This window comes from Bradyrhizobium sp. LM2.9, assembly GCF_054056555.1.
This window is the reverse complement of sequence record NZ_JBSRYJ010000001.1, coordinates 274405-295190: the sequence shown is the minus strand read 5'-3', so window position 1 is coordinate 295190 and position 20786 is coordinate 274405. Positions and strand designations below refer to the sequence as shown.

The 20786-nt window shown below is 61.8% G+C and carries 22 protein-coding genes and 3 pseudogenes; 19 read left to right on the top strand and 6 right to left on the bottom strand.

The window, feature by feature from the left end; all coding sequences use genetic code 11:
* Nucleotides 1-225 precede the first annotated feature (225 nt).
* The 10 genes and pseudogenes from ACVWW3_RS01350 to ACVWW3_RS01305 all read left to right on the top strand — a co-directional run bounded on the left by ACVWW3_RS01350 (nt 226) and on the right by ACVWW3_RS01305 (nt 8851).
* Nucleotides 226-501: a hypothetical protein gene (locus ACVWW3_RS01350; protein ID WP_456647334.1), complete on the top strand. Its 276-nt coding sequence runs from the start codon at nt 226-228 to the stop codon at nt 499-501.
* Between the two features lie 173 nt (nt 502-674).
* Nucleotides 675-1805, top strand: a complete 1131-nt coding sequence (locus tag ACVWW3_RS01345; protein ID WP_456671821.1) for an ABC transporter substrate-binding protein — start codon at nt 675-677, stop codon at nt 1803-1805.
* A gap of 128 nt (nt 1806-1933) precedes the next feature.
* Nucleotides 1934-2921, top strand: a pseudogene (locus tag ACVWW3_RS01340) (ABC transporter ATP-binding protein).
* A complete protein-coding gene (locus ACVWW3_RS01335) occupies nt 2918-3916 on the top strand; it encodes an ABC transporter ATP-binding protein (protein ID WP_456647541.1) in 999 nt (332 codons plus the stop codon). Before ACVWW3_RS01340 ends, ACVWW3_RS01335 begins: the two are co-directional and overlap by 4 nt.
* A pseudogene (locus tag ACVWW3_RS01330) lies at nt 3916-4850 on the top strand (ABC transporter permease). Before ACVWW3_RS01335 ends, ACVWW3_RS01330 begins: the two are co-directional and overlap by 1 nt.
* A 24-nt stretch (nt 4851-4874) precedes the next feature.
* Nucleotides 4875-5732, top strand: coding sequence for an ABC transporter permease (locus ACVWW3_RS01325; protein WP_456647559.1), 858 nt, complete (start codon nt 4875-4877; stop codon nt 5730-5732).
* Complete coding sequence (locus ACVWW3_RS01320; protein ID WP_456647540.1) at nt 5729-6232, top strand: alkaline phosphatase family protein; 504 nt, start codon at nt 5729-5731, stop codon at nt 6230-6232. The genes ACVWW3_RS01325 and ACVWW3_RS01320 overlap by 4 nt, the downstream gene beginning before the upstream one ends.
* Before the next feature lie 80 nt (nt 6233-6312).
* Nucleotides 6313-7245, top strand: coding sequence for an alkaline phosphatase family protein (locus tag ACVWW3_RS01315; RefSeq protein ID WP_456647539.1), 933 nt, complete (start codon nt 6313-6315; stop codon nt 7243-7245).
* A gap of 576 nt (nt 7246-7821) precedes the next feature.
* Entirely contained in the window at nt 7822-8271 is a 450-nt protein-coding gene (locus ACVWW3_RS01310) for a hypothetical protein (protein WP_456647538.1), read from the top strand.
* A 58-nt stretch (nt 8272-8329) separates the two neighbouring features.
* Entirely contained in the window at nt 8330-8851 is a 522-nt protein-coding gene (locus ACVWW3_RS01305; RefSeq protein WP_456647537.1) for a GSU2403 family nucleotidyltransferase fold protein, read from the top strand.
* A gap of 85 nt (nt 8852-8936) precedes the next feature.
* Here ACVWW3_RS01305 and ACVWW3_RS01300 read toward each other — a convergent pair whose 3' ends face one another.
* Nucleotides 8937-9188: a hypothetical protein gene (locus ACVWW3_RS01300; protein ID WP_456647536.1), complete on the bottom strand. Its 252-nt coding sequence runs from the start codon at nt 9186-9188 to the stop codon at nt 8937-8939.
* Nucleotides 9181-9411 (bottom strand): hypothetical protein, encoded by a 231-nt coding sequence (locus ACVWW3_RS01295; RefSeq protein WP_456647535.1) that lies wholly within the window; start codon nt 9409-9411, stop codon nt 9181-9183. The genes ACVWW3_RS01300 and ACVWW3_RS01295 overlap by 8 nt, the downstream gene beginning before the upstream one ends.
* 285 nt (nt 9412-9696) lie before the next feature.
* Here ACVWW3_RS01295 and ACVWW3_RS01290 point away from each other — a divergent pair, with 285 nt between their 5' ends.
* The 7 genes and pseudogenes from ACVWW3_RS01290 to ACVWW3_RS01260 form a co-directional block, all read left to right on the top strand.
* The gene (locus ACVWW3_RS01290) at nt 9697-10263 is read left to right on the top strand and encodes an NADPH-dependent FMN reductase (protein ID WP_456647534.1); all 567 of its coding nucleotides are present in this window, start codon (nt 9697-9699) and stop codon (nt 10261-10263) included.
* Between the two features lie 101 nt (nt 10264-10364).
* Nucleotides 10365-11612, top strand: a complete 1248-nt coding sequence (locus ACVWW3_RS01285; protein ID WP_456647533.1) for a M20 family metallopeptidase — start codon at nt 10365-10367, stop codon at nt 11610-11612.
* A gap of 17 nt (nt 11613-11629) precedes the next feature.
* On the top strand, nt 11630-12244 hold the full coding sequence (locus ACVWW3_RS01280; protein ID WP_456647532.1) for a trimeric intracellular cation channel family protein: 615 nt from the start codon (nt 11630-11632) through the stop codon (nt 12242-12244).
* A 144-nt stretch (nt 12245-12388) separates the two neighbouring features.
* Nucleotides 12389-12616, top strand: a complete 228-nt coding sequence (locus tag ACVWW3_RS01275) for a hypothetical protein (protein WP_456647531.1) — start codon at nt 12389-12391, stop codon at nt 12614-12616.
* Nucleotides 12617-12799: 183 nt separating this feature from the next.
* The gene (locus ACVWW3_RS01270; RefSeq protein ID WP_456647530.1) at nt 12800-13633 is read left to right on the top strand and encodes a L,D-transpeptidase family protein; all 834 of its coding nucleotides are present in this window, start codon (nt 12800-12802) and stop codon (nt 13631-13633) included.
* Nucleotides 13634-13759: 126 nt separating this feature from the next.
* Nucleotides 13760-14179 (top strand): CopG family transcriptional regulator, encoded by a 420-nt coding sequence (locus tag ACVWW3_RS01265; protein ID WP_456647529.1) that lies wholly within the window; start codon nt 13760-13762, stop codon nt 14177-14179.
* Between the two features lie 3 nt (nt 14180-14182).
* Nucleotides 14183-15367: pseudogene (locus tag ACVWW3_RS01260) on the top strand (extracellular catalytic domain type 1 short-chain-length polyhydroxyalkanoate depolymerase); the annotation flags it as partial.
* Between the two features lie 569 nt (nt 15368-15936).
* Here the strand turns inward: ACVWW3_RS01260 and ACVWW3_RS01255 are convergent.
* Genes ACVWW3_RS01255 through ACVWW3_RS01240 form a run of 4 tightly spaced genes read right to left on the bottom strand, consistent with a single transcriptional unit; the run spans nt 15937 to nt 17565 of the window.
* A complete protein-coding gene (locus ACVWW3_RS01255) occupies nt 15937-16752 on the bottom strand; it encodes a hypothetical protein (protein ID WP_456647528.1) in 816 nt (271 codons plus the stop codon).
* Nucleotides 16749-16994 (bottom strand): hypothetical protein, encoded by a 246-nt coding sequence (locus tag ACVWW3_RS01250; protein WP_456647527.1) that lies wholly within the window; start codon nt 16992-16994, stop codon nt 16749-16751. The genes ACVWW3_RS01255 and ACVWW3_RS01250 overlap by 4 nt, the downstream gene beginning before the upstream one ends.
* Nucleotides 16991-17143, bottom strand: coding sequence for a hypothetical protein (locus tag ACVWW3_RS01245; protein WP_456671820.1), 153 nt, complete (start codon nt 17141-17143; stop codon nt 16991-16993). The genes ACVWW3_RS01250 and ACVWW3_RS01245 overlap by 4 nt, the downstream gene beginning before the upstream one ends.
* Nucleotides 17140-17565, bottom strand: a complete 426-nt coding sequence (locus ACVWW3_RS01240; RefSeq protein ID WP_456671819.1) for a hypothetical protein — start codon at nt 17563-17565, stop codon at nt 17140-17142. Before ACVWW3_RS01240 ends, ACVWW3_RS01245 begins: the two co-directional genes overlap by 4 nt.
* 773 nt (nt 17566-18338) lie before the next feature.
* Here ACVWW3_RS01240 and ACVWW3_RS01235 point away from each other — a divergent pair.
* Both ACVWW3_RS01235 and ltrA read left to right on the top strand, forming a co-directional pair.
* Entirely contained in the window at nt 18339-18932 is a 594-nt protein-coding gene (locus tag ACVWW3_RS01235; RefSeq protein ID WP_456647525.1) for a DUF6088 family protein, read from the top strand.
* Between the two features lie 471 nt (nt 18933-19403).
* Nucleotides 19404-20780, top strand: coding sequence for a group II intron reverse transcriptase/maturase (ltrA, locus tag ACVWW3_RS01230; protein WP_456647524.1), 1377 nt, complete (start codon nt 19404-19406; stop codon nt 20778-20780).
* The last annotated feature ends 6 nt before the right edge of the window (nt 20781-20786 follow it).

The following is a 20786-nucleotide window of genomic DNA, read 5'->3' as shown; positions in this document are numbered from 1 at the left end:
CCTTTCTCTGCCCGGAAGCCTCATGTCATCTCATATGCGCACGTGAACATCGACTTACTCGATGAATGTCATCGCAGCGTAGCATTTCGCGGCTCTAACGACGGGCACGTTTGGCAAGCACGAGATCAGCGATCTTAGTTTTCGGCCTCTGCGAGGATCTGCTGATCACCGCAAGCTCAAGGCTATGCGTTCCGTACTGATTGAAGCGAATTCCGGGAGACGGTGATGACCCGCAGCCATCTGACACGGCGAGAGGCTTTGACTGGTGCGGTCGCAGCAGGCTTGTTGCCGACCGCGAGCACCGCCTGGGCTGAGAGCGACGGCAAGAAACCAGCCCGGCGGCGATTAAGAGTTGGCATGTCCGGCTTTCCCCGCACGTTTGACCCAGTCATCGCAACCGACACCGCCATTCGGCGGATCATGCCACAGCTGTTTGATAGCCTCATTGCCTTTGACCACGCCAATGGGATGGCGCTGCGGCCGGCATTGGCCGAACGTTAGGGGCGAGTCGATGCGCAGTCGCTGCGGCTCTTCCTGCGCAAAGGCATGGCGTTCCATGACGGAAGCCCGCTGACTGCCGAAGATGTCGCCTTTAGCCTGGGGCCCGACCACCTGTTGGGACCGGGCCGCAGCGGAATGTCCGATGCGCTGAGTCGCTGGACCGGATCGACAGAGTGGATATCGTCGATCCCTATACGGTCATTGTCCACGCCAAAGGGAACGACGCACTGCTTGAGCAGCGTCTGGCCTCCTGGGGCGCGGAGATCGTCTGTAAGCGCGCGTTCATCGCCGCGGGCTCGTGGGAGCGCTGGACGGCAGCTCCTGTAGGGAGCGGCCCGTACAAGCTCGTCAATCACAAGCTCGACATCCATGTCACGTTGACTGCGCACGATGCATATTGGGGCGGACGGCCACCATTTGAGGGCGTCGAGTATCGCATTATTCCCGAGCTTTCCGCGCGCGTGAACGGCCTTCTTGCCAACGAGCTCGACATCATCACTGACATCCCACCCGATCAATTCGAGCGTATCGAGAAGCGCGCCGATCTCCAGATCTCGGGCGGGCCAGTACAGAATATCCGCTCGCTCGTGCTCGACCAGAACGATCCAGTGCTGAAAGATGTGCGGATCCGCCGTGCGATGAGCCTTGCGCTCGATCGCAAGCTCTTGATCGAGAGCCTGTGGGCGAACCGTCTGCCGATTCCGAATGGCTATCAACTCGCGAGTTATGGCCAGGGCTACATCGAGGATTTCCCCGCCCTGCGTTATGATCCCGATAAGGCCAAGGAGCTGGTCGCTGCGGCGGGCTACAAAGGAGAGCAGATCATTTATCGGCTCCTCAACAACTACTACCCCAATCAGATCTCTGGCGCGCAAACCATGATCGAGATGTGGCGTGCAGTCGGCCTGAACGTCAAGATCGAGATGATGGAAAATTTCGCGCAAGTTCAGCGCCAGCCGGTGCGGGCGATTTTCGACACCTCTAACACGGCGTTGTTTCTGGATCATCTCGGCCATCCCTGGCGTGAATACGGCCCCAGCGGCACCCTGCCGAAGTCGGTCGGGGTCTGGAAGAACGAGGAGTATTTCGCCTTGGGCGCGCAGCTTCAGGAGACCGCTGAGCCCGAGCAGCGCCGTTCAATCGTCCGCCGCATGCTCGAGATCATCAATGAGGTGGATCTGCCCTGCGTGATCCTGCATGTGTCGGGCCAGTTCTATGGCAAGCGGCGCGATGTACCCTGGCTGCCGGGGCTGACGCTCGATCTCAATTTCGGCCCATTCAACAGCGCGTTGATCCGGACCTGACTCAGGATGACGGACGCGTTCCTGCAATTGCGCGCAGCTCCACCTCGTGGGCCGCCCCGTTTCTACAGTCCTTGCGATGCCGCTCGAGTGGAGCAGCCGCGATGACGCTGGCAGGACAGGCAGATCAGATGACACCACTTCTCGAGATTACCGGGTTGCAGGTTGCTCTCGACGAGGCGCCGGTGCTGCGTGGAATAAATCTTAGCCTCCGCCGTGGCGAAGCGCTGGGCATGGTCGGCGAAAGTGGTTGCGGAAAGTCGGTGACATGGCTTGCGGCGCTTGGCCTCTTGGGGTCGCGCGCCCGGACGGCAGGCAGCGTACGCTTTGCTGGCCAAGAGCTTCTCCATGCTCCCGCCCGTCATCTGGAACAGGTGCGTGGTGGCCGAATTGCAATGATCTTTCAGGATCCGACCAGCGCGCTCAATCCCGTGCGTACCGTGGGCGACCAGATCAGCGAATCTCTGCAGCTGCATCGTGGAATGGACAGGCGCAGCGCGCTGAGCGAAGCGCGTCGTCTGCTGGATCAGGTCGGCATTCCCGATGCGACGCGACGGCTTGGCGCCTATCCGCACGAGTTTTCCGGTGGGCAGAATCAGCGGGTCATGATTGCCATGGCGCTTGCGGGACAGCCCGACGTCCTCATCGCCGATGAACCCACCACCGCTTTGGACGTCACTATTCAGGCGCAGATCCTTGAGCTTCTGCAAGAGATTCAACGCGAAAGAGGCATGGCGCTGGTCCTGATCTCACATGATCTGGGCGTTGTCGCCGAGATCTGCGAGCGCGTGCTGGTCCTTTACGCCGGGCACATCATTGAAGAAGCACCCGCCGTGCGTCTGTTCGACCATCCCACTCATCCATATACACGCGGGCTTGTCGGGGCCCTCCCGAATCTGGACGGGCGCTCGGCAGCGGCTCGCCGCCATTCCCGGTGTCGTTCCGAGCCCGGCGGACCTCCCGCCAGGATGTCCCTTCGCGCCACGCTGCGACCTGCGCACGGACCGGTGTGGTGAATGCACTGTCGAATTGACTTCTGTGGACGATAATGCCGACCACAGAATTGCCTGCCTGCATGTCACCGGCCAGCGGTGCCACGACGAGACCGTCGCCGCATGACGATGACGGTCGCACCGCTTCTCCAACCCCATGGCCTTGTCCGACGATATTCCTTGCGCCAAGGCCTGTTTCGGGGTCACTCGACGGTCCACGCCGTCAATGGACTGTCGCTGTCTCTGGCCAGCGGCGAGACGCTCGGACTTGTTGGCGAATCGGGCTGCGGAAAATCCACCGCAGGCCGGCTTATCATTGGCCTGGAACGACCGGATGCGGGCACCGTCCGCTTCGGCGGAGAAGAGTTGCCGCCGATGGGCGATATCCGTTGGAGGCATCTCAGGATGCGAATCCAAATGGTATTTCAGGACCCGCTGGGGGCGCTCGATCGCCGGTTGATCATCGGGGCGCAAATCGCAGAACCGCTCGAAATTCATCAGATCGGCAGCAAGTCCGAAAGAGCGGACCTGATCAATAGGCTCCTCGCTGACGTCGGCCTCAGAACCGATCACGGCGCGCGCCATCCTCATGAACTCTCAGGTGGCCAACGCCAGCGTGCAGTGTTGGCACGGGCACTCGCGACCGATCCGGACCTCATCGTGTGCGACGAGCCGGTGTCCGCGCTCGACGTCTCGATCCAGGCCCAAGTCGTCAATCTTCTGCGTGACCTGCAGGAGCGGCGGCGCATGGCGATGATCTTCATCAGCCATGACCTGCGCGTCGTTCGGCAGATCAGTGATCGCATCGCCGTGATGTATCTCGGATCGATCGTCGAAGAAGGCTCGGCCGATGCAGTTCTGCGCGCCCCCTTGCATCCGTATTCAAAAGCGCTGGTTTCTGCCGTACCCAAGCCTGGACGGCGTAGCGAGTGGACGATCCTGCAAGGTGATCAGCCCAATCCGTCGGCGCGGCCCGCCGGCTGCGCCTTCCATCCACGTTGTCCGGCGGCTCTTCCGGCCTGCGCACGGATTGTGCCCGAGCTCACATCCGTAGGCGCAGGACGCAGGGTCGCTTGCCATTTGATCAACAGGGATGGTCTTCAACTTGGGAGCGTCGCCTGATGACCCGCTTCATCATGGTTCGGGTGGCTCGCGCCGTGCTCACCATAGCGATGGTAGTCACATTCGCCTTCGTGGTTCTGCGAGCCTCTGGCGATCCCGCTCGCGCGATGCTGTCGCCCGAAACGTCGGCCGACGCGGTCGAGGCGTTTCGCAAGGCTTGGGGGCTCGATGCACCACTCTGGGTCCAATACGTAAAATATGTCTTGCGGTCGTCCAAGGAGATCTCGGCCAATCCATGCGGGACGGGCGTACTGCCGCCACGGTTGTTGCCGAACGCATCCCGGTCACGCTGATGCTCACTGCTCCGGCACTCGCCCTCAATCTTCTCCTAGGCATTCCGGCCGGCATCTATGCAGCCCTCAAGCGCGACAGTTTCACCGACCGTCTGGTGATGATGGTGACGGTAGCGGGCTTCACCGTGCCTTCATTTGTGCTCGGGCTCGTACTCGTGCTCGCCTTTGCGGTCGAGCTTCCCTGGTTTCCTTCAGGGGGTGCGGGCAGCGTGCGCCATATGGTCCTGCCGGTGGTCACGCTTGGCCTTGGCGGCGCGGCCGTTCTGGCTCGGTTCACCCGCAGCGCCATGCTCGAGGTGCTCGGGCAAGCCTATATCCGCACGGCGAGTGCCAAGGGTGTGCCATGGCGCAGAGTCGTGACGAGTCATGCCCTGCCCAATGCCGCCATACCAGTGTTGACCATCGTGGGTTTGATGGTGGGCAACTTAATCGCGGGGACGGTGCTCGTCGAAAGCGTCTTTTCCTGGCCGGGAATCGGCAGCCTGCTCGTCGTCTCCGTCGTAAGTTGCGATCTGGCTGTGGTCCAATGCATCTTGCTGCTGGTGGCAGCCGCCATGATCGCGACGAACCTCGCAGTCGATCTCCTTTACGGTATGCTCGATCCGCGTCTGCGCGATACGCGCTCTGCTGGAGGAGCGTAGATGGCGGAAATGTCTACCGGACAGATGTCGTTTGCTCACGTTAAGAAGAAGAGAGTACTTCGTTGGCGCAATGTTGCTGTGCAAGGCGCCATCGCTTGGCTCGCGCTCATGCTCGTCATCGCGATCCTGGCAGATCGTCTCGCTCCGTATGATTATGCCGCACTTGATCTTCGGCATCGTCTCGCCGCGCCTATTGGCTTCGGGGGGCACGTATTGCATCTGTTCGGCACCGACGAGCTTGGCAGGGACCTGCTGGCTCGCTTACTGATATCGATCCGGATGAGCCTTTTCATTGCCTTTGGAGCCACGCTGATAGGCGCATGCCTGGGTACCACGCTAGGCTTTCTCGCTGCCCATTTCCGCGGCTGGGTCGAACAGGTCATCCTCGCATGTGTCGATTTCCAGGCCAGCATGCCGTTTCTCGTTCTGGCGCTCGCGGTACTTGCTTTTGTCGGTAACTCTCTGCTGCTCTTCGTGGCCCTCCTTGGCCTTCATGGCTGGGAGCGCTACGCGCGCGTCACGCGCGCGCTCGCGATGAGCGCGAACACGCAGGGCTATGTGGTCGCCGTACGCCAGCTGGGCGCGCGACCTTGCCGCCTTTACCTGCGCCACATCCTACCGAACATCGCCTCAACCCTGATCGTCACCATGACTCTTGCCTTTCCGGATATTATTCTGCTCGAGAGTGGTCTGAGCTTCCTTGGTCTGGGCGTGCAGCCGCCGCTCACTTCGCTCGGCAATATGGTCGGCTATGGTCGTGACTATCTGACCCGCGCGCCCTGGATACTCGTGCCCTCGTCGCTGATCATCTCGCTCACCACACTGTCCATCTCCTTGGTGGGGGACTGGCTGCGCGACCGCATGGACAAGACATTATCGTGAAGGCCTCTGTGACCCATTCTGCTACCCGACGCGTCATCCTTGTAAGTTTCGATGGGCTCCGTCCCGATCTCATAAATGCTACAGCGACTCCTCATCTTCACAGGCTGCAGCGGCAGGGGGTGACCCTCGCCCGGAATGCCACGGTCTATCCGAGCGAAACGCGGGCGGCGATGCCTAGCCTTGTTACCGGCGCATCACCCGGGCGCTATGGCATGGTTGGGAACCAATACCTCGACCGTGCAGTGGTGCCGTCCCGCTACGTCGACACAGCGGATGACCAACTGGTCGAAACCCTGGATACGTTGAGCGGCGGGCGTCTTATGGGCGTGCCATCGCTCGGCGAGGTTCTTGCCGCCCACGGCAAGACGCTCGCGGTGCTCGCGTCGAATTCTGCCGGGACGACCCGCTTGTTCAATCACAAGGCGCGCACGCTCGGTCATCCCACAATCTCGGGGCACTTCGCGCGGCTACGACTTCCCGATCTCTTCTCGAGGCGCTGAATGCTCGAATCGGTCCGCCCCCGGCGCCCCCGCCTGCAGGAACGCCCGACCTCGCAGCGCAGAGCTATCTGACGGCGGCTTTGCTCGACATCGTCTGGCCACAGCTTCGGCCGGACGTCACCATTCTCTCCTTTATTCTCTCCTTTGGCGAACCGGACACCTCGTCTCATTACTGCGGCACGGCAGGGGTACGGATCTTGGAAGCGCTCGCCTGGGCCGACCAGCAATTCGGTCGCGTTCTGGACTGGTGGGAGGCTGAAGGCCGGCGGCAGGACGTCCACATCATTGCCGTCTCAGATCATGGACACGTGAGCGTCAATGCGCAGGCTGACGTTCACCACGTGCTCAGAGATGCCGGATTCCGTTGCGGCTCGGCGCCTGGGCAAGACGTAAATGCGATTCTCGTTCCCGGGCAGGTGGGAGCCATTTATCTGGCAGACCCCTCGGAGCTGAACATCCGGCGAGCCGTCGCAGCAATGACCAAGGCGCCGTGGTGCGGACCGATCTTCACCGCTGGAAGAAATGACATCGAGGGCATCGCGCCCGGCAGTTTTGCGCGCCAACTTGTGATGGCAGATCATGCCCGATCCAGCGACATCCTGTTCTCCTATCGTGCCGATAGTGAAGTCGATCCATTCGGCCTCATCGGCCGAACCTGGAGCAACGACGCGCCGATCGGACTGGGAGTACACGGCGGCTTGCATCCTAAAGAGATGGAGGCGGTCGGCATTCTCGCCGGACCTGCCTTCCGCTCGGGCAGCCTTTCAGAAGTTCCGTCGGGAATCTGCGACATCGCGCCGACCATTCTGCATCTCCTGGGAATTGTCGCTCCTAGCCAAATGGATGGGCGCGTCCTCAACGAGACGTTTGCGACATTGCCCCGGGCTGCACCCGCGTCGGTCGTAGAGACCGTCAACGAGGCAAGCTCCTCCACTTACCACCAGGTCTTGCGCCGCATACAGGTAGGAGCCGCAGCCTATATCGAAGGCGGCTTTGCAGAGAACGCCGCGTGAACCTGGTGGCTTTCGCATGCGGGAGCGGGACCGGCAGCGAGCGCCGGCATGCTGTCCCGCAGCTCGTCCGGAAGCCGCGCCATCTCCAAGCACGCGCGTCTGGCCAGAGCGCGAGGTAAGCGGGCCGAGGAGTATCAGGAACTCCTCCGTAGCCGTTTTGCCCGGAGCCGGTACGACAGTGCTCTCCGGGTCGATCTTGCCAACTACGAATGATGGCTGCCGAAGCATCTGAGAGAAGCTTTCAAGCACTACTAAGAAGGCGTCCGCCTGCGGGTGATTGAAAACGAAGCAAGACGACCTGGTGCCTTCGTTGCACGATCGACAGTTGGCAGATCTCATCTATCAATTGGATCGCGATGTTGCGTGCGCGGAAAAAGAAACCGATAGACAGGCGCTGGACCGGTGGTTCGATGGAGGCGGGTAGCAAGGCGGATGGACGGCCACCGAATGGAGACAAAAGTTCCCCGTTTCAACAGTTTGGCTGCATCTGCGGTGGAACTGTTGAAACCTTTGATTTGTAACGATTAAATACAGTTTCAACAGTTGGGACGTCAAACTGATCGAAGTGTTGAAACCGTGGATTTTCAAGAGCTTAACAATGATCAGCGCCGCGAGATGGTCAATAGCCAGCAGCGCTTTCAGGCCTTGCGGGATGCCAAGGAGGCGTCCGATGTTCATCGCGGTTCCCTGACCTGGGTAGAGTCCAAAGGCCACGAATACCTCGTCCGGAGCTACTACGATAAAGCGGGCCTCCGAAAGCAAAGCTCGCTCGGCACGCGCTCGGCCGAAACCGAAAAGATGAAGGTCGACTTCGAGGCTAAGCGAGCAGCGGCGGATAACCGACTGAGGAACTTGCGCGACACGATGGACCGTCAAGCCGCGGTCAATCGCGCACTCGGCTTGGGTCGCGTCCCTCTGATCGGTGCCCGCATTATGCGCGCTCTCGATGGCTTCGGAATGTTAGGTTTCGGCATTCGGATTCTCGGAACAAACGCCATCTACGCTTATGAGGCCTCCTCCGGCTGAGGCCTCCTCCGGCGTCAGAATCGATCTTCTGTTCGACGCGCGAGGCGGCCTTACGTTTGTGGCGGACGACGACGTTTCCGAGTCGTCGTTGCTGAAGATACTCCAACGTGTCGACACCAGCTTCGAGCGCGCCAAGCAGACGTTCCGCGCCGTAAACCGGGACGGCTATCTCGTCGATCTGATCAAACCTATGCAGAGCTCTCCTTGGAAGAAGGCCGCGGATAAAATCGGCTCGGACCCCGAAGACCTGACTGCCGTTCAAATCGAACGACTCGATTGGCTGCAGAATTCGCCGGCTTTCGAGGCAACCGCGATCAACGAGAAGGGCGAACCGGTGCGCATCGTCGCTCCAGACCCGCGGGTTTGGGCCGCCCATAAGCTTTGGTTGTCCCGGCGTGCGGACAGGGAGCCGCTCAAGCGACAACGAGATGCAGCACAGGCGGAAGCCGTCGGGGCTCTGGTCGCGAACTATCTCACTCACCTACCATTCGACGCAGAGCAGCTGAAGATGCTTCCGAAAGAAGTGGTAGACAGCGCGGAGCCGCTTTTCGCCAAGAAAGACACCGCGGCCCGCGCCTAACAGTCGGGTTCGAAAGACCGAGGCCGGCATATGATCAGCATGATGCTGCTGCTCATCGGCATCTCGCCACGGAGCCAGTCGAGCTTCACAGCGCACTCAGGTCGTCTGGCACGTCGTCGCCGAACTTCCGGATCAGCGTGGCGTCGGTGAAGTCGCCGCTGGACGGATCTCCGGTCCGCGAGAACGCGACGGCGCCGGCATGACCGGGCTTCCGGGATAGCGCCTCGGCCCGCATGACCGCGGCATTGGCGCTGAAGCACTCCGTTGCCTCCCCGGCGGCCACGCCGTCGTCGGAGAAAACGAACGGTAGAGCGACATAGTAGGTCACGTCAGCCATCTGCCTCATCCTTGCGTTTGCGCGGCTCTGGAAGTCGCCCCCGGGCGTAGCCGGTCGACACCTTCGAGCGGAGCTCGTCGAGCTGCACCTGCAGAAACTCGTTCGCGACCAATAGGACCTTCACGGTTTTCCGGGCATCGCCGCCGCAAGCCGCTATCGCCTCGTCGGCGGCGGCATCGAAATCGTCGACGGCGGGAATAGTCCGATTGGGAGCAGCTTTCATGCTTTTATGTTCCCGTTTCGTTCATGCGAGTCAAGAGGCTCTCCCCCGAATTCCCAGGGCGCGGCGGCCGTCGGCGGATGAATCTCGGGGATGAGCCTGCGAAGGAAGCCGCGAAGAAGCCCGCGGCCGGCACGGGACGGAAGTCGGCCTTAATTTCAGTTTTCGAGTCCGTCCGTCGCGCCGTTGTTGCCGGATCGGATCGTGTAGCCACTCCCGACCGAGGAGCCATTGGTCTTTTGCGGGGTTAGGTCGGAGTCGATTTCAAAAACATCGAAAGGGAACCGCATGGATCAGCCCCGCGACGTCGCCGTGATCGTCGGTAGCCTCCGGAAGGCTTCGATCAATCGCATGGTGGCCAATGCGCTCGCTGAACTGGCGCCAGCCGGACTAAAGCTGGGCATCGTCGAGATCGGCCAACTGCCGCTCTACAACCAGGACGGCGATGACGATCCGCCAGCGGAATGGACGGCGTTCCGCGAGCGTGTACGGGCGGCGGATTCCGTCCTTTTTGTCACCCCCGAGTACAATCGCTCGGTGCCTGCCGCGTTGAAGAACGCCCTGGATGTGGGATCGCGGCCCTACGGCAAGAGCGCCTGGAGCGGCAAGCCTGGCGCTGTCGTCAGCGCCTCGCCGGGCGGCATCGGCGGCTTCGGCGCCAACCATCATCTGAGACAGTCGTTGGTATTCCTCGACGTGCCCGCGATGCCGCAACCGGAAGCTTATATTGGCGGCGCCGACAGACTGTTCGACGCGGACGGAAAGCTGGTCAACGAGGAAACGCGGAAATTCCTTCAGGGCTTCATGCAGTCCTATGCCGCGTGGGTGTCCGCTAACACCTCCAACCAGGCTTAGGGGCCCTCTGCAAGCCAGCGCTATTCCGGCTCGATCTGCTTGCGCCGGATTGTGAAAAGGGAAAAGCTTCCTTTGCTTCAAGTCCTGCGATGGAGTGGCCCATGTCCGATCCCGCACTAGGCAGCCTTGACGCAATGCTTCCCGACCTGGCCGAACTCTACAAGGATGTGCATTCGCATCCCGAGTTGTCGATGCAGGAGATCCGCACGGCGACGTTGGCGGCCGACCGACTTCGCGCCGCGGGTTTCGAAGTCACGGCGGGCGTCGGCAAGACCGGCGTGGTCGGCTTGCTACGGAACGGCGAGGGACCGACGGTCGTGCTGCGCGCGGACATGGACGCACTGCCCGTCGAGGAAGCAACCGGGCTTGCCTACGCCAGCAAGATCACGGCCAAAGATCGCGACGGAAACACCGTCCCCGTCAGTCATATGTGCGGTCACGACATGCACGTAACCTGGCTTGTAGGCGCCACCCAATTGCTCGCCGAGGCCCGGACCACCTGGCACGGGACGATCATGGCGGTTTTTCAGCCCGCCGAAGAGACGGCGGAAGGCGCGCAGGCCATGATCGACGACGGCCTGTTCAAGCGTTTCCCGAAACCCGATGTAATTCTTGGGCAGCATGTCATGGTTGGGCCGTCGGGCACCGTTGCCGGACGTGCAGGCGCGATCACCTCCGCCGCCGACAGCTTGCAAATTCGCCTGTTCGGTCGCGGCGCGCACGGGTCGATGCCGCAGGCGAGCATCGATCCGGTGGTGATGGCGGCGGCCACCGTGCTGCGGCTGCAGACCATCGTTTCGCGCGAGATCGCCGCTGCGGAAGCTGCAGTCGTGACTATCGGCGTCCTGCAGGCGGGGACGAAAGAAAACGTCATTCCGGACGAGGCCATCATCAAGCTGAACGTACGGACTTTCGATGCCGGAGTAAGGACGCGCGTCCTGGCTGCCATCGAGCGGATCGTCAATGCCGAGGCGGCGGCCTCCGGCGCCCCTCGCAAACCGGAGATCACCTCGCTGGACCACTATCCTCTCAACGTGAACGACCGGGATGCCAGCGAACGCGTGGTGGGCGCATTCCGGGGTCATTTCGGCACCGAACGGGTAAGGGCAACGGGACCCGCCCCTGCGAGCGAGGACTTCAGGTCGTTCGGGACCGAATGGCACGTGCCCTCGGTTTTCTGGTTTGTCGGCGGTACCGATCCGGAGACCTACGCCAAGGCGAAAGCGGCGAACAAGCTCACCGAGTTGCCAGTGAACCACAGTCCGAAATTCGCACCTGTTCTGCACCCCACCCTGCAAACCGGCGTGGAGGCGCTGGTGGTCGCGGCTCGCGCCTGGTTGCCGGCATAGTGCCGGAAAACGGCATCATGCAAGCGCTTCCGCTTGTGCTTGATCTGGCCGGCACCTTTGTCTTCGCGCTCAGCGGGGCGCTGGCGGGGGCCAAGCGAAAATTGGACTTGTTCGGCATTCTGGTGCTGTCGTTCGCGGCGGCCAATTCGGGCGGCATCACCCGGGATCTCCTGATCGGCGTCGTTCCTCCCGGTGCTATCGCCGACTGGCGCTACCTCGGCGTATCGCTCTTCGCTGGTGTCATCACGTTCTTCTTCTCTTCCTTGATCGTGCGGATGTCGAACGCGGTCCTCATCTTCGACGGCGCAGGTCTCGCGCTTTTCGCCGTCACCGGCGCATCGAAGGCAATTGCCCACGGGCTGAACCCGCTCATGGCCATAGTGCTGGGCATGGTCACCGGGATCGGCGGCGGGATGGTGCGCGACGTGCTGCTCGCCGAGATTCCTACTGTGCTCCGTGCAGAGCTATATGCGGTCGCGGCGCTTGCGGCCGCGGCCATCGTGGTGGTTGGGCACATGTTGCAGTTGCCAGTCGCGCCGGTGACGGCGGTGGCGCTGATTTCATGCTTCTCGCTGCGCGTCATGGCAATGAAGCGTGGCTGGCGGCTTCCGGTTGCGAAGTTCATGGACTAATGCGACCCGGCCGGCCAAACGCGTTCGGAGGTTCAGAGGTGCTCGTCGGCGCTCGCCAGCCCGCTGTCGATCGCCTTGCGCTGCGCACGGAACGGAGTGTGTTCGAGTCCGTTGCACCCTTAACCTTCAGGATGGAGAACGCTCATGAGATTGATTTTGGCAGCGGCTTGCGCGGCCGCTATTTCGCTGGCTTTCGCAACCGGCGCGGATGCTAAGGGCTGCATCAAGGGGGCCATCGTCGGCGGCGTTGCCGGGCACATGGCGGGACACGGCAAGCTCGGCGCTGCGGCCGGCTGCGCCGTCGGTCATCACGAAGCGAACAAGGCCGACGCCAACAAGGCGAACGCACAGGCGCCTGCGGACCAGAAGTGATCCACCGACGCCACCGCAAGCCAGGCTGGCATGTGTCCTCCGGATGCATTGTCATCGGCATGGTGCTGGCGGGCGTCACCAGCCCCGCGCGTGCCACTGAAATGAAGCCTGCCGCGATCGACGCGGCCGAGCCCTCGAAGAAGACCCTGTCCAACGAGAGGCCGACCCCGGCGGGGGGTCCGGTTGCAGGTCCTGCTCGAGCGGGCGCACTTCTCGCCAGGCGAGATCGACGGAAGGTTCGGGGAGAACGCGAAGAAGGCACTGCGGGCCTTCGAAGAGGCGCAGCAATTGCCGGTCTCCGACGACCTCAACGCCGATGTTTGGGGAAAGCTTGCTGCGGATGACCGCCCGGTGACGATGAACTACACCATCGCGGACGAGGACGTCGCAGGGCCGTTCCTCAAGAAGCTGCCTGCGAAGATGGAGGACATGAAGGACATTCCGAAGCTGTCCTACGGCAGCCCGCGCGAAGGCTTGGCCGAGAAGTTTCACATGAGCGAGGATCTGCTGTCCGCCCTGAATCCGGGAAGGCACTTCGACCGCGCCGGCGAGGCCATCGTCGTGATCGACTCCGGAGCCGAGCAGACTTCAGAGAAGGCGGCCAAGGTCGAAGTCAACAAGAGCCGGCAGACGGTCAAGCTATTCGACAAGTCGAACGCGCTGATAGGATTCTACCCCGCGACGATCGGCAGTGAGGAGAAACCATCCCCCTCCGGCACCTTGAAGGTGACGGAGATCGATCGCAATCCGACCTACCGCTACAATCCGGCTTACCATTTCAAGGGCGTTCACTCCCGCAAGCCGTTCACCATCAGGCCGGGCCCGAACAATCCTGTCGGCTCGATGTGGATCAATCTCTCCGGCGACGGCTACGGGATCCACGGCACGCCGTTCCCGGGAAAAGTTTCCAAGTCGGAATCGCACGGCTGCGTCCGGCTCACGAATTGGGATGCCGAGCGTGTCGCGGAACGCCTCTCCAAGGGCACGCCGGTGGAATTCGTCGACCGCGTGAAGTGATCCCCTGACGACTCTGCTCAGGTCGGCGCTTACAGCTTCAGAGGCCAGCCGCCCCCTTGAACTAAGCCATAAAACATCCATTTGGCATCCTATGACCATCCCTCTGGATGGTAAGAAGGGTGTTACATGGCCGATAATCTGCGTGAGCTGCGACCCAAAACTCCCGACAGCGAGAAGATCACGATCAACCTTGGCTATGTCGACCTCGGTCACGTCGATCTCATGGTGCAGGAGGGGTTCTATTCGAACCGTACCGATTTCATCCGGACGGCTATCCGGAACCAGCTCGAACGCCATGCAGATGTCGTGAGACAATCAACGGCCCGGAAAAGCCTGGATCTCGGGCTGCGCAACTACACCCGCGAAGATCTTGAAGCGGCGCGCCGTGCCGGCGAGATGCTGCAGATCAATGTTTTGGGCCTGGCCACCATCGCCCAGGACGTCACTCCCGAGTTGGCCCGCGCCACCATCGCGTCGGTGTCGGTGCTGGGGGCGCTTCATGCCACTCCCGCGGTCAAGGCCGCTCTCGCCGACAGAACGAGGTGAACAATGCTGAATCAAGACATAGTCCGCGAAGCGACCCGCCTCACGCGTTCCGGCCAACTGGTCCAAGCCACCGCACTCCTGCAGCGCATGCTTCAGGGCGGAAGCGCCCCAACACCGACGTCTCGCAGCGGCGCTCAGGCTCCGCTTGCGCGGCTCGAGCCGCCAACCATCGATGCCAAGGCCGACGTCGTTGAGAAGAGGGAAAGCCGGCCGACGCAGCCTCGCCCTGTTCAAGGACGCAAAGGCACCTTGCCGCTCGATGGCACGAGGACGTTTTCCGGCTTGGGCCTGCAAGGTCCGATCGGACGCGCTCCGCCGTCAACGTCGGATCTCGCGCCCGAGAGCACCCAGTTCATCGCCGGTACCTTCAGCAACGCAGCGGGAAGCCGGACCTACAAGCTGTTCATCCCGAGCCGCGCTCAGCGGAAACAGCTCCCCCTGATCGTCATGCTCCATGGTTGCACCCAATCGCCGGACGATTTCGCCGCCGGCACCCGGATGAACTTCATGGCAGAGGAGCGGAATTGCTTCGTCGTCTATCCCGAACAGCCGAGCGGAGCCAATCAGTCGAAGTGCTGGAACTGGTTTCGGACGGGCGACCAGCGCCGCGGCGGAGGCGAGCCGTCTATGATCGCCGGCATCACCCGCCAAGTCATGCGCGACCATGCGATCGATCCGAAGCGCGTCTACGTCGCGGGATTGTCGGCCGGCGGGGCCGCCGCCGCCATCATGGGCGCGACGTATCCCGACCTTTACGCTGCCGTCGGTGTTCATTCGGGCTTGGCGTGCGGCGCCGCGAGCGATCTTCCCTCTGCGTTCGCCGCCATGCGGCAGGGAGGCGAGTCCAAGGCAATTACCAACGGCAAAACTTCTGTGCCGACCATCGTTTTCCATGGCAATCGCGACACGACGGTCCATCCAAAGAATGGCGATCAGATCATCGAGCAGTCGGCCGGAGCGACGAGACCGACGCGGAAGGTGCTTCGCGGACGCGTACCCGACGGGCATGCCTATACTCGCACCGTTCCGATCGACGGGGGCGGCCGGGCGATCTCCGAACACTGGAACGTCGACGGCGCCGGACACGCGTGGTCGGGCGGCAGTCCCGCAGGCTCCTATACCGATGCTCGGGGGCCGGATGCGACGAGGGAAATGCTGCGCTTCTTCCTCGAGCATTCTCTTGGTGGGTATCAGTACATAAGTCGGTCAGGTCGCATCGATCCTGACCGACTGGCTTCGGCATGTCCCGCGTTTATAAGGCAGTATCGCGAATGGAAGGGGCTGACGGACGAGTAAGCCTCTTCGCTGCTGCCGCGTTCTAAGTCGCTCTGCCTGATCGTTTCGTCGATTTGCCGCTTGAGACCACTGGGTCAAATCATCAGCGCTGCTCTTCGGCTGCGACAGATGATCTGGGACAAGTTGCCGCCAGCGCACCCAGCTGTTTTCAAGAACTCCCATGGTAGACCGGCCGGCGCTAGTTGAAAGAATCGGCGGTCCCCTTGTTGCTGTCTCAGCTCGAGCGGCGGCGTCGTAAGCGGGTGGCAATGGACGTCGGAATTGACGAGCGCTCTAGAACATCATCTCGGGACAAGCGCCGAACCAACGAAGCGCGCGCCTATGGGGATCTCTGGCCCAGCCCTGCGCGAGATTCGGAAACTGCCGCGCTACGAGGTCGGCGCGCTGCTTTCCCAACTGTTCGGCGCCGGATGGAAAGATTAGCAGGACAGCGCGGGCGCGGCCCTAGCGGCAGGCATGCCTCAGGAGATTTGCGTCTTGTCCGGGGGCGGAGTGAAGCTGTAGACGGCCTTGCCGCCCATCTGCGGGTTCTCGTCGAGCTCGCTCGTTTCGTGCAGCGAGATGCGCGGCAAACAGCGCTTGATCCTGCGCCGGACTTCCGTCTCCGGGAATGTCAGCCTCTGAAAAAAGTCCAAGGTCCTGCCGCTCTTATCGGCGAGAGCCTGGGCAGCCTTCACCCACTCGCCCGCAATCCGCCTGCGCTCCATCTTGATGGCGACGTCGAGGTCGCCGAGATCATCGCTGTCGGTGAGGTAGGAGCCGAACACGCGCACCTCAGTGACATAGTGGAGGAGCTCGCCGTCATTGTTGATCCTGGCAACGCGTGCGAGGACCTCAGCGAGCAAAGCCTCAGCGGCCGCGCGGTTCATACGTGGAACCAGGGATTTCATTCCGGTTGCGTGGCCCTCGTCGGTAACCCGATAGACCGTCCGGCCGTCGCTCTCCCGGCCCTCGTCGCAGATCAGCTCGTGCGCGAGCAACGCTTCGATCAGGCAGTGCATCTGAACGGTAAAATCCGGTACCTTGGGCAGGCGCACCCCGAAGATCTTGTCGCGGCTGCGTGCGGTCGTCCAAAGGCGCAGAGCGTGGCCGCGATTGGATCCATCGAGCTTGCCGGTTTCGATCAACTCATCGATGGTTGCGCGCCACCATGTCCTGAAGAGGTGCTCGTCCACCAGATCGGCAAAAAAGCCATCGGAGTTCGTGGCATCGGCCAGCAGGTCGCGGACGAGCTTGGCCGGCTGCCCTCCGATCCGGGTGTTGCGGTCGAGTTTCATCGCGCTTCCAGGTGCCCCGCGATGTCGGCTACTTCTTTCGGAAACAACCTTGCCTTGATCTGCGTGTATTTCGCACCTGCGCATCGGGCGATGCTAGAGGCCCATTGGCTCAAGCCGGAGAAGTCGACATAGGGGACTTCGTCGCCGTCCCATTGTACAATCAGGCGCAGCCAGCCAGGCGTGCTAGTCTTCGCATAATAGGATCCTTGCTCGGACTGCGAGGCCTTGACGGGACAGGTCATGACTTCGCCGCCTCACCGAAGCTTTCGATGGCCTCCTGGAGCCGCTTTCGGAATTTGCCGGGGATGTCGAGTGCGTAGCTGTCGAGCATATAGAAGGTATTGGCGCGCCAATGCCGCGCCGTTTTCTTCGGCTTGCTGAGGCTTGTCACCTCGAATTCGATCTTGTTGGCGCCACGCGGATCGGCAAGGGGACAAGCCAGTCGTCCTGGACGAACCTGTAGGTCCGAACATTGCCCTCGATGATGATCTCGAAGCCGAGATCGTGTAGCCGCTGCTCGGACTCACCCATCTTTGCCTCGCCTCGCGCGGGGCCGCGCCACTCGTTCTGGTACAGAAAGGCCGGAGGAGCCTGCGCCGCATGCTGCACCATCGGTTCCAACTGCTGTCGCTCCTGCTCGCGCTCCTTTTCGGCGCGGTCGCTGGCGAGCAACGTTTCGTGCAGGTAATCGGCCCCGAGCTTGAATGCCGTGCCGAGCACCGTGCATTGGTGCATATTGCCGTAACCCGTCAGGTGACGTTCCAGCCCGCCTAGGTAGGCGAACCCGCCGCGCGCCGAATGCGCTCGTGCCATCCCCACATAACGGGCATACCGCGCGCTCTTCGATGCCGGGATATGAGGCCAGCGCCGGATCGACCTTGGCGTGCTGGATCACGGCTCCGGCGGTATCGCGCTTCCATTTTTCCCACTCAGCCCGCGTCGTGAAGCCATAGTAGCTGGTCAGCAGGTCAGCAATCTCTTGAGGCAGGTCATGGCGAAGGTCGGACAGCTCGCGTCGTAATGCCTTGATCTCTTGATCCCGCGGGTCGATCGGGGGCGAATAGTTGAGTCGGTATGTCCTTTTGGGCATGACAATGCTCGCGCTCAAAACACTTTTGCGCATCTAATGATCGGCTGAAACCTTTTTTCGCGCTGAGTAACTTGAAAAGGCTTCTCGAACTGAACGAAAACCAGAACGGGGCCGCGTTTGCTTTGTTGGCGGCGGCTCGCGGACCGCAAGATCGGTCGGAGACCAGCTGGGTGGCCAGTCCGTTGGAGCCCCGAAGCTGAAGGAAACGGGTTTGAACTTGAGCTGAAATCGCTGGCCGCCGTGCTCGACTTATTTTCTTCCGCTCGGAGGCCACTAAATAGGGGGCCAGAATGGTCGACATAGCCTCTTGGGCAGGTTTGAAACGGCTGGTCAGGCGTGATCGCCCGTGAGGGTAGTTCGGGCCCAAAACCCGTCTAGGAACCCTTGAAAGGGCCGAATCGGTCCCATACTTGGGAAATTGGTGAACCTTTTCTCAATTCAAATGCTTGTAGACTGTCAGAAGTTCTCCTATGTTTCTGACACTGGAGTGAGTGCCATGCCCCCCCTGAGCACCCGGATTTTGGAAGTTACCAAAGAACTGCCCGAAGGCGCGCCCATCGCTGCCAAGGCGCTTTTGCACCTTGGAAAGCGTGCTGCCGTCGATCAGGCCCTTTCGCGTCTTGCCGAGCGAGGAAAACTCCTGCGCGCGAGGCGAGGGGTATATTTGCGTCCGGTCGAAAGCCGTTTCGGGACTAGAGCTCCGTCGGTCGAAAAAGTCATTGAGGAGACCAAGGCGCGCAGCGGTGAAATTATCGTTTCCAGCGGCGCTGCGGCGGCCAACCACCTTGGTTTGACGACGCAGGTACCTGTTCGGCAGATTTTTCTGACCTCCGGTCCTTCCCGCGAGCTCCATCTTGGCAAGCAAGTTGTGGAGTTCAAGCATGCACCGCGTTGGCAGCTTACCCTGGCCCACCGTCGAGCAGGTGAGGTCGTGCGCGCGCTTGCCTGGGTCGGTCCCGAGACTGCAAGACAAGCGTTGCGGTCCGTCAGTCAAAGACTGACCCCGACTGAAGTGAGCGAACTGAGGTCTGCCGCATCTTCATTGCCGACTTGGCTTGCCAGGCCGGTAAGCGAACTGCGCGTTGGATAAGTTTCTAAATCTATCTGACGCCGAGCGCCGAGAGGCGCTCGGCGTTGCTGCTGTGTGCCGAGTATGAACGACAGCTTGGAGGTGGAAGTCCTCTATCCAGCCTGATGGCGGCGAAGGATTAGCGAAGCGCAAGGGCGTCATCGTGAGGTGGGGTCTGAAGACAGCGTGGAGCAAAGCCGCGGCCCGATGGACAAGCACCGGATAACGAGGCCTACCCGGCCGGACGAGCGAGCAACTGATCGCGAAGTCCACAGTCATCAAGGACCGGGGTGGTAAATTCGGCGGGGGTGCGGTGAAGGCGGTCGGTCTTACCTCGGGAGGTCTGTGCTGTGTCCCGGCAACGGGACTGAGGCCGTCGCAAGGCGGCCTGACCGCAGTGCAGAAGTCAGCCGAGGGCATAGTAGGCGGCGGCGCGCTGCCGAAGGCCTGAACGGTGGAAGAGGCCAGTAGAGCGGTAATCTCGTGCGAGCCATGCGGCAGAAGAAACAGATCGAACTGAACTTGGGCACCGGAGCGAGGGGTGAAGCCCCGAAGGCCGCCGCCCAAGAGGCCGAAGCACGTGCGGCGAAAGCCAGTCTCGAACGCCCGGCGGTCGCAGGGCCGTTGATGGAAGCAGTGGTCGAGCGTGAGAATCTGAAGGAAGCGTTGGCGCGAGTGAAGCGCAATAAAGGTGCGGCAGGCATCGACGGCATGTCCGTTGATGAGCTGCCGACCTACCTGAAGGAGCACTGGCCCACGATCCGAGCCCAGTTGCTGGAGGGCACCTACAAGCCGCAACCGGTACGACGCGTCGAGATACCGAAGGCATCGGGCGGCACTCGGCCGCTCGGCATCCCCACGGTGCTCGATCGCTTCATCCAACAGGCGGTACTGCAGGTGCTGCAGGCGGATTGGGACGGAACGTTCTCCGGAACGAGCTTCGGCTTCCGGCCGAAGCACTCGGCGCATCAGGCTGTGGAACAGGCGCAGGCGTACATCGCGTCCGGCCACGGCTTTGTCGTGGACATCGACCTGGAGAAGTTCTTCGACCGGGTCAACCACGACGTCCTGATGGGGCTGGTTGCCAAGCGGGTTGCTGACAAGCGCCTCCTGAAGCTGATCCGCGGCTTTCTGACCGCGGGCGTGCTGGAAGGGGGACTGGTCAGCGCGACGGAGGAAGGTACGCCGCAAGGCGGCCCGCTCTCGCCGCTGTTGTCGAACCTGATGCTGGATGTGCTGGACAAGGAGCTGGAGAAGCGCGGCCACCGCTTCGTGCGCTACGCCGATGACTGCAACATCTATGTGCGCAGTCGAAAGGCCGGCGAGCGGGTGATGGCCGGCATCGAGAAGTTCCTCGAAAAGCGCCTCAAGCTGAAGGTCAACAAGGCCAAGAGCGCGGTTGCCAAGCCGAGCGTCCGCAAGTTCCTGGGCTTCAGCTTCACAGGCGGGAAGGAGCCGCGGCGGCGTATCGCACCGCAGGCGATTACCCGCTTCAAAGCGAGAGTCCGGGAGCTGACGCGACGCACGTGCGGACGAAGCCTCGAACAGATCGCCAAGGAGCTGTCCACTTACCTTGTCGGCTGGCGCGGATACTTCGGCTTCTGCCAAACCCCGTCGGTGTTGAGCGCACTCGATCAGTGGATCAGGCGGCGGTTGCGCGCCATCGCCTGGAAGCAGTGGAAGCGTGGTCGCACTCGCTTTGCCGAACTGCGACGCCGTGGTGTCGGCCGGGATCTGGCGGCTCAAACTGCCGGCAGCCCACATGGCCCTTGGCGGTTGGCAGCGAGCCCTGCGCTTAACATTGCCTTGCAAACTGTCTTCTTCAGGTCACTCGGCTTGGCTTCCATCGCGGCTCCGAGACCCGCATAATCCACC

Excerpts from the sequence above, each read along its gene's own strand:
- ACVWW3_RS01350 (WP_456647334.1), top strand. The coding sequence starts at position 226 with ATGACCCGCAGCCATCTGACACGGCGAGAGGCTTTGACTGGTGCGGTC.
- ACVWW3_RS01335 (WP_456647541.1), top strand. The coding sequence starts at position 2,918 with ATGACGATGACGGTCGCACCGCTTCTCCAACCCCATGGCCTTGTCCGA.
- ACVWW3_RS01325 (WP_456647559.1), top strand. The coding sequence starts at position 4,875 with ATGTCGTTTGCTCACGTTAAGAAGAAGAGAGTACTTCGTTGGCGCAAT.
- ACVWW3_RS01300 (WP_456647536.1), bottom strand. The coding sequence starts at position 9,188 with ATGGCTGACGTGACCTACTATGTCGCTCTACCGTTCGTTTTCTCCGAC.
- ACVWW3_RS01295 (WP_456647535.1), bottom strand. The coding sequence starts at position 9,411 with ATGAAAGCTGCTCCCAATCGGACTATTCCCGCCGTCGACGATTTCGAT.
- ACVWW3_RS01290 (WP_456647534.1), top strand. The coding sequence starts at position 9,697 with ATGGATCAGCCCCGCGACGTCGCCGTGATCGTCGGTAGCCTCCGGAAG.
- ACVWW3_RS01285 (WP_456647533.1), top strand. The coding sequence starts at position 10,365 with ATGTCCGATCCCGCACTAGGCAGCCTTGACGCAATGCTTCCCGACCTG.
- ACVWW3_RS01280 (WP_456647532.1), top strand. The coding sequence starts at position 11,630 with ATGCAAGCGCTTCCGCTTGTGCTTGATCTGGCCGGCACCTTTGTCTTC.
- ACVWW3_RS01275 (WP_456647531.1), top strand. The coding sequence starts at position 12,389 with ATGAGATTGATTTTGGCAGCGGCTTGCGCGGCCGCTATTTCGCTGGCT.
- ACVWW3_RS01265 (WP_456647529.1), top strand. The coding sequence starts at position 13,760 with ATGGCCGATAATCTGCGTGAGCTGCGACCCAAAACTCCCGACAGCGAG.
- ACVWW3_RS01255 (WP_456647528.1), bottom strand. The coding sequence starts at position 16,752 with ATGAAACTCGACCGCAACACCCGGATCGGAGGGCAGCCGGCCAAGCTC.
- ACVWW3_RS01250 (WP_456647527.1), bottom strand. The coding sequence starts at position 16,994 with ATGACCTGTCCCGTCAAGGCCTCGCAGTCCGAGCAAGGATCCTATTAT.
- ACVWW3_RS01240 (WP_456671819.1), bottom strand. The coding sequence starts at position 17,565 with ATGGCACGAGCGCATTCGGCGCGCGGCGGGTTCGCCTACCTAGGCGGG.
- ACVWW3_RS01235 (WP_456647525.1), top strand. The coding sequence starts at position 18,339 with ATGCCCCCCCTGAGCACCCGGATTTTGGAAGTTACCAAAGAACTGCCC.
- ltrA (WP_456647524.1), top strand. The coding sequence starts at position 19,404 with ATGCGGCAGAAGAAACAGATCGAACTGAACTTGGGCACCGGAGCGAGG.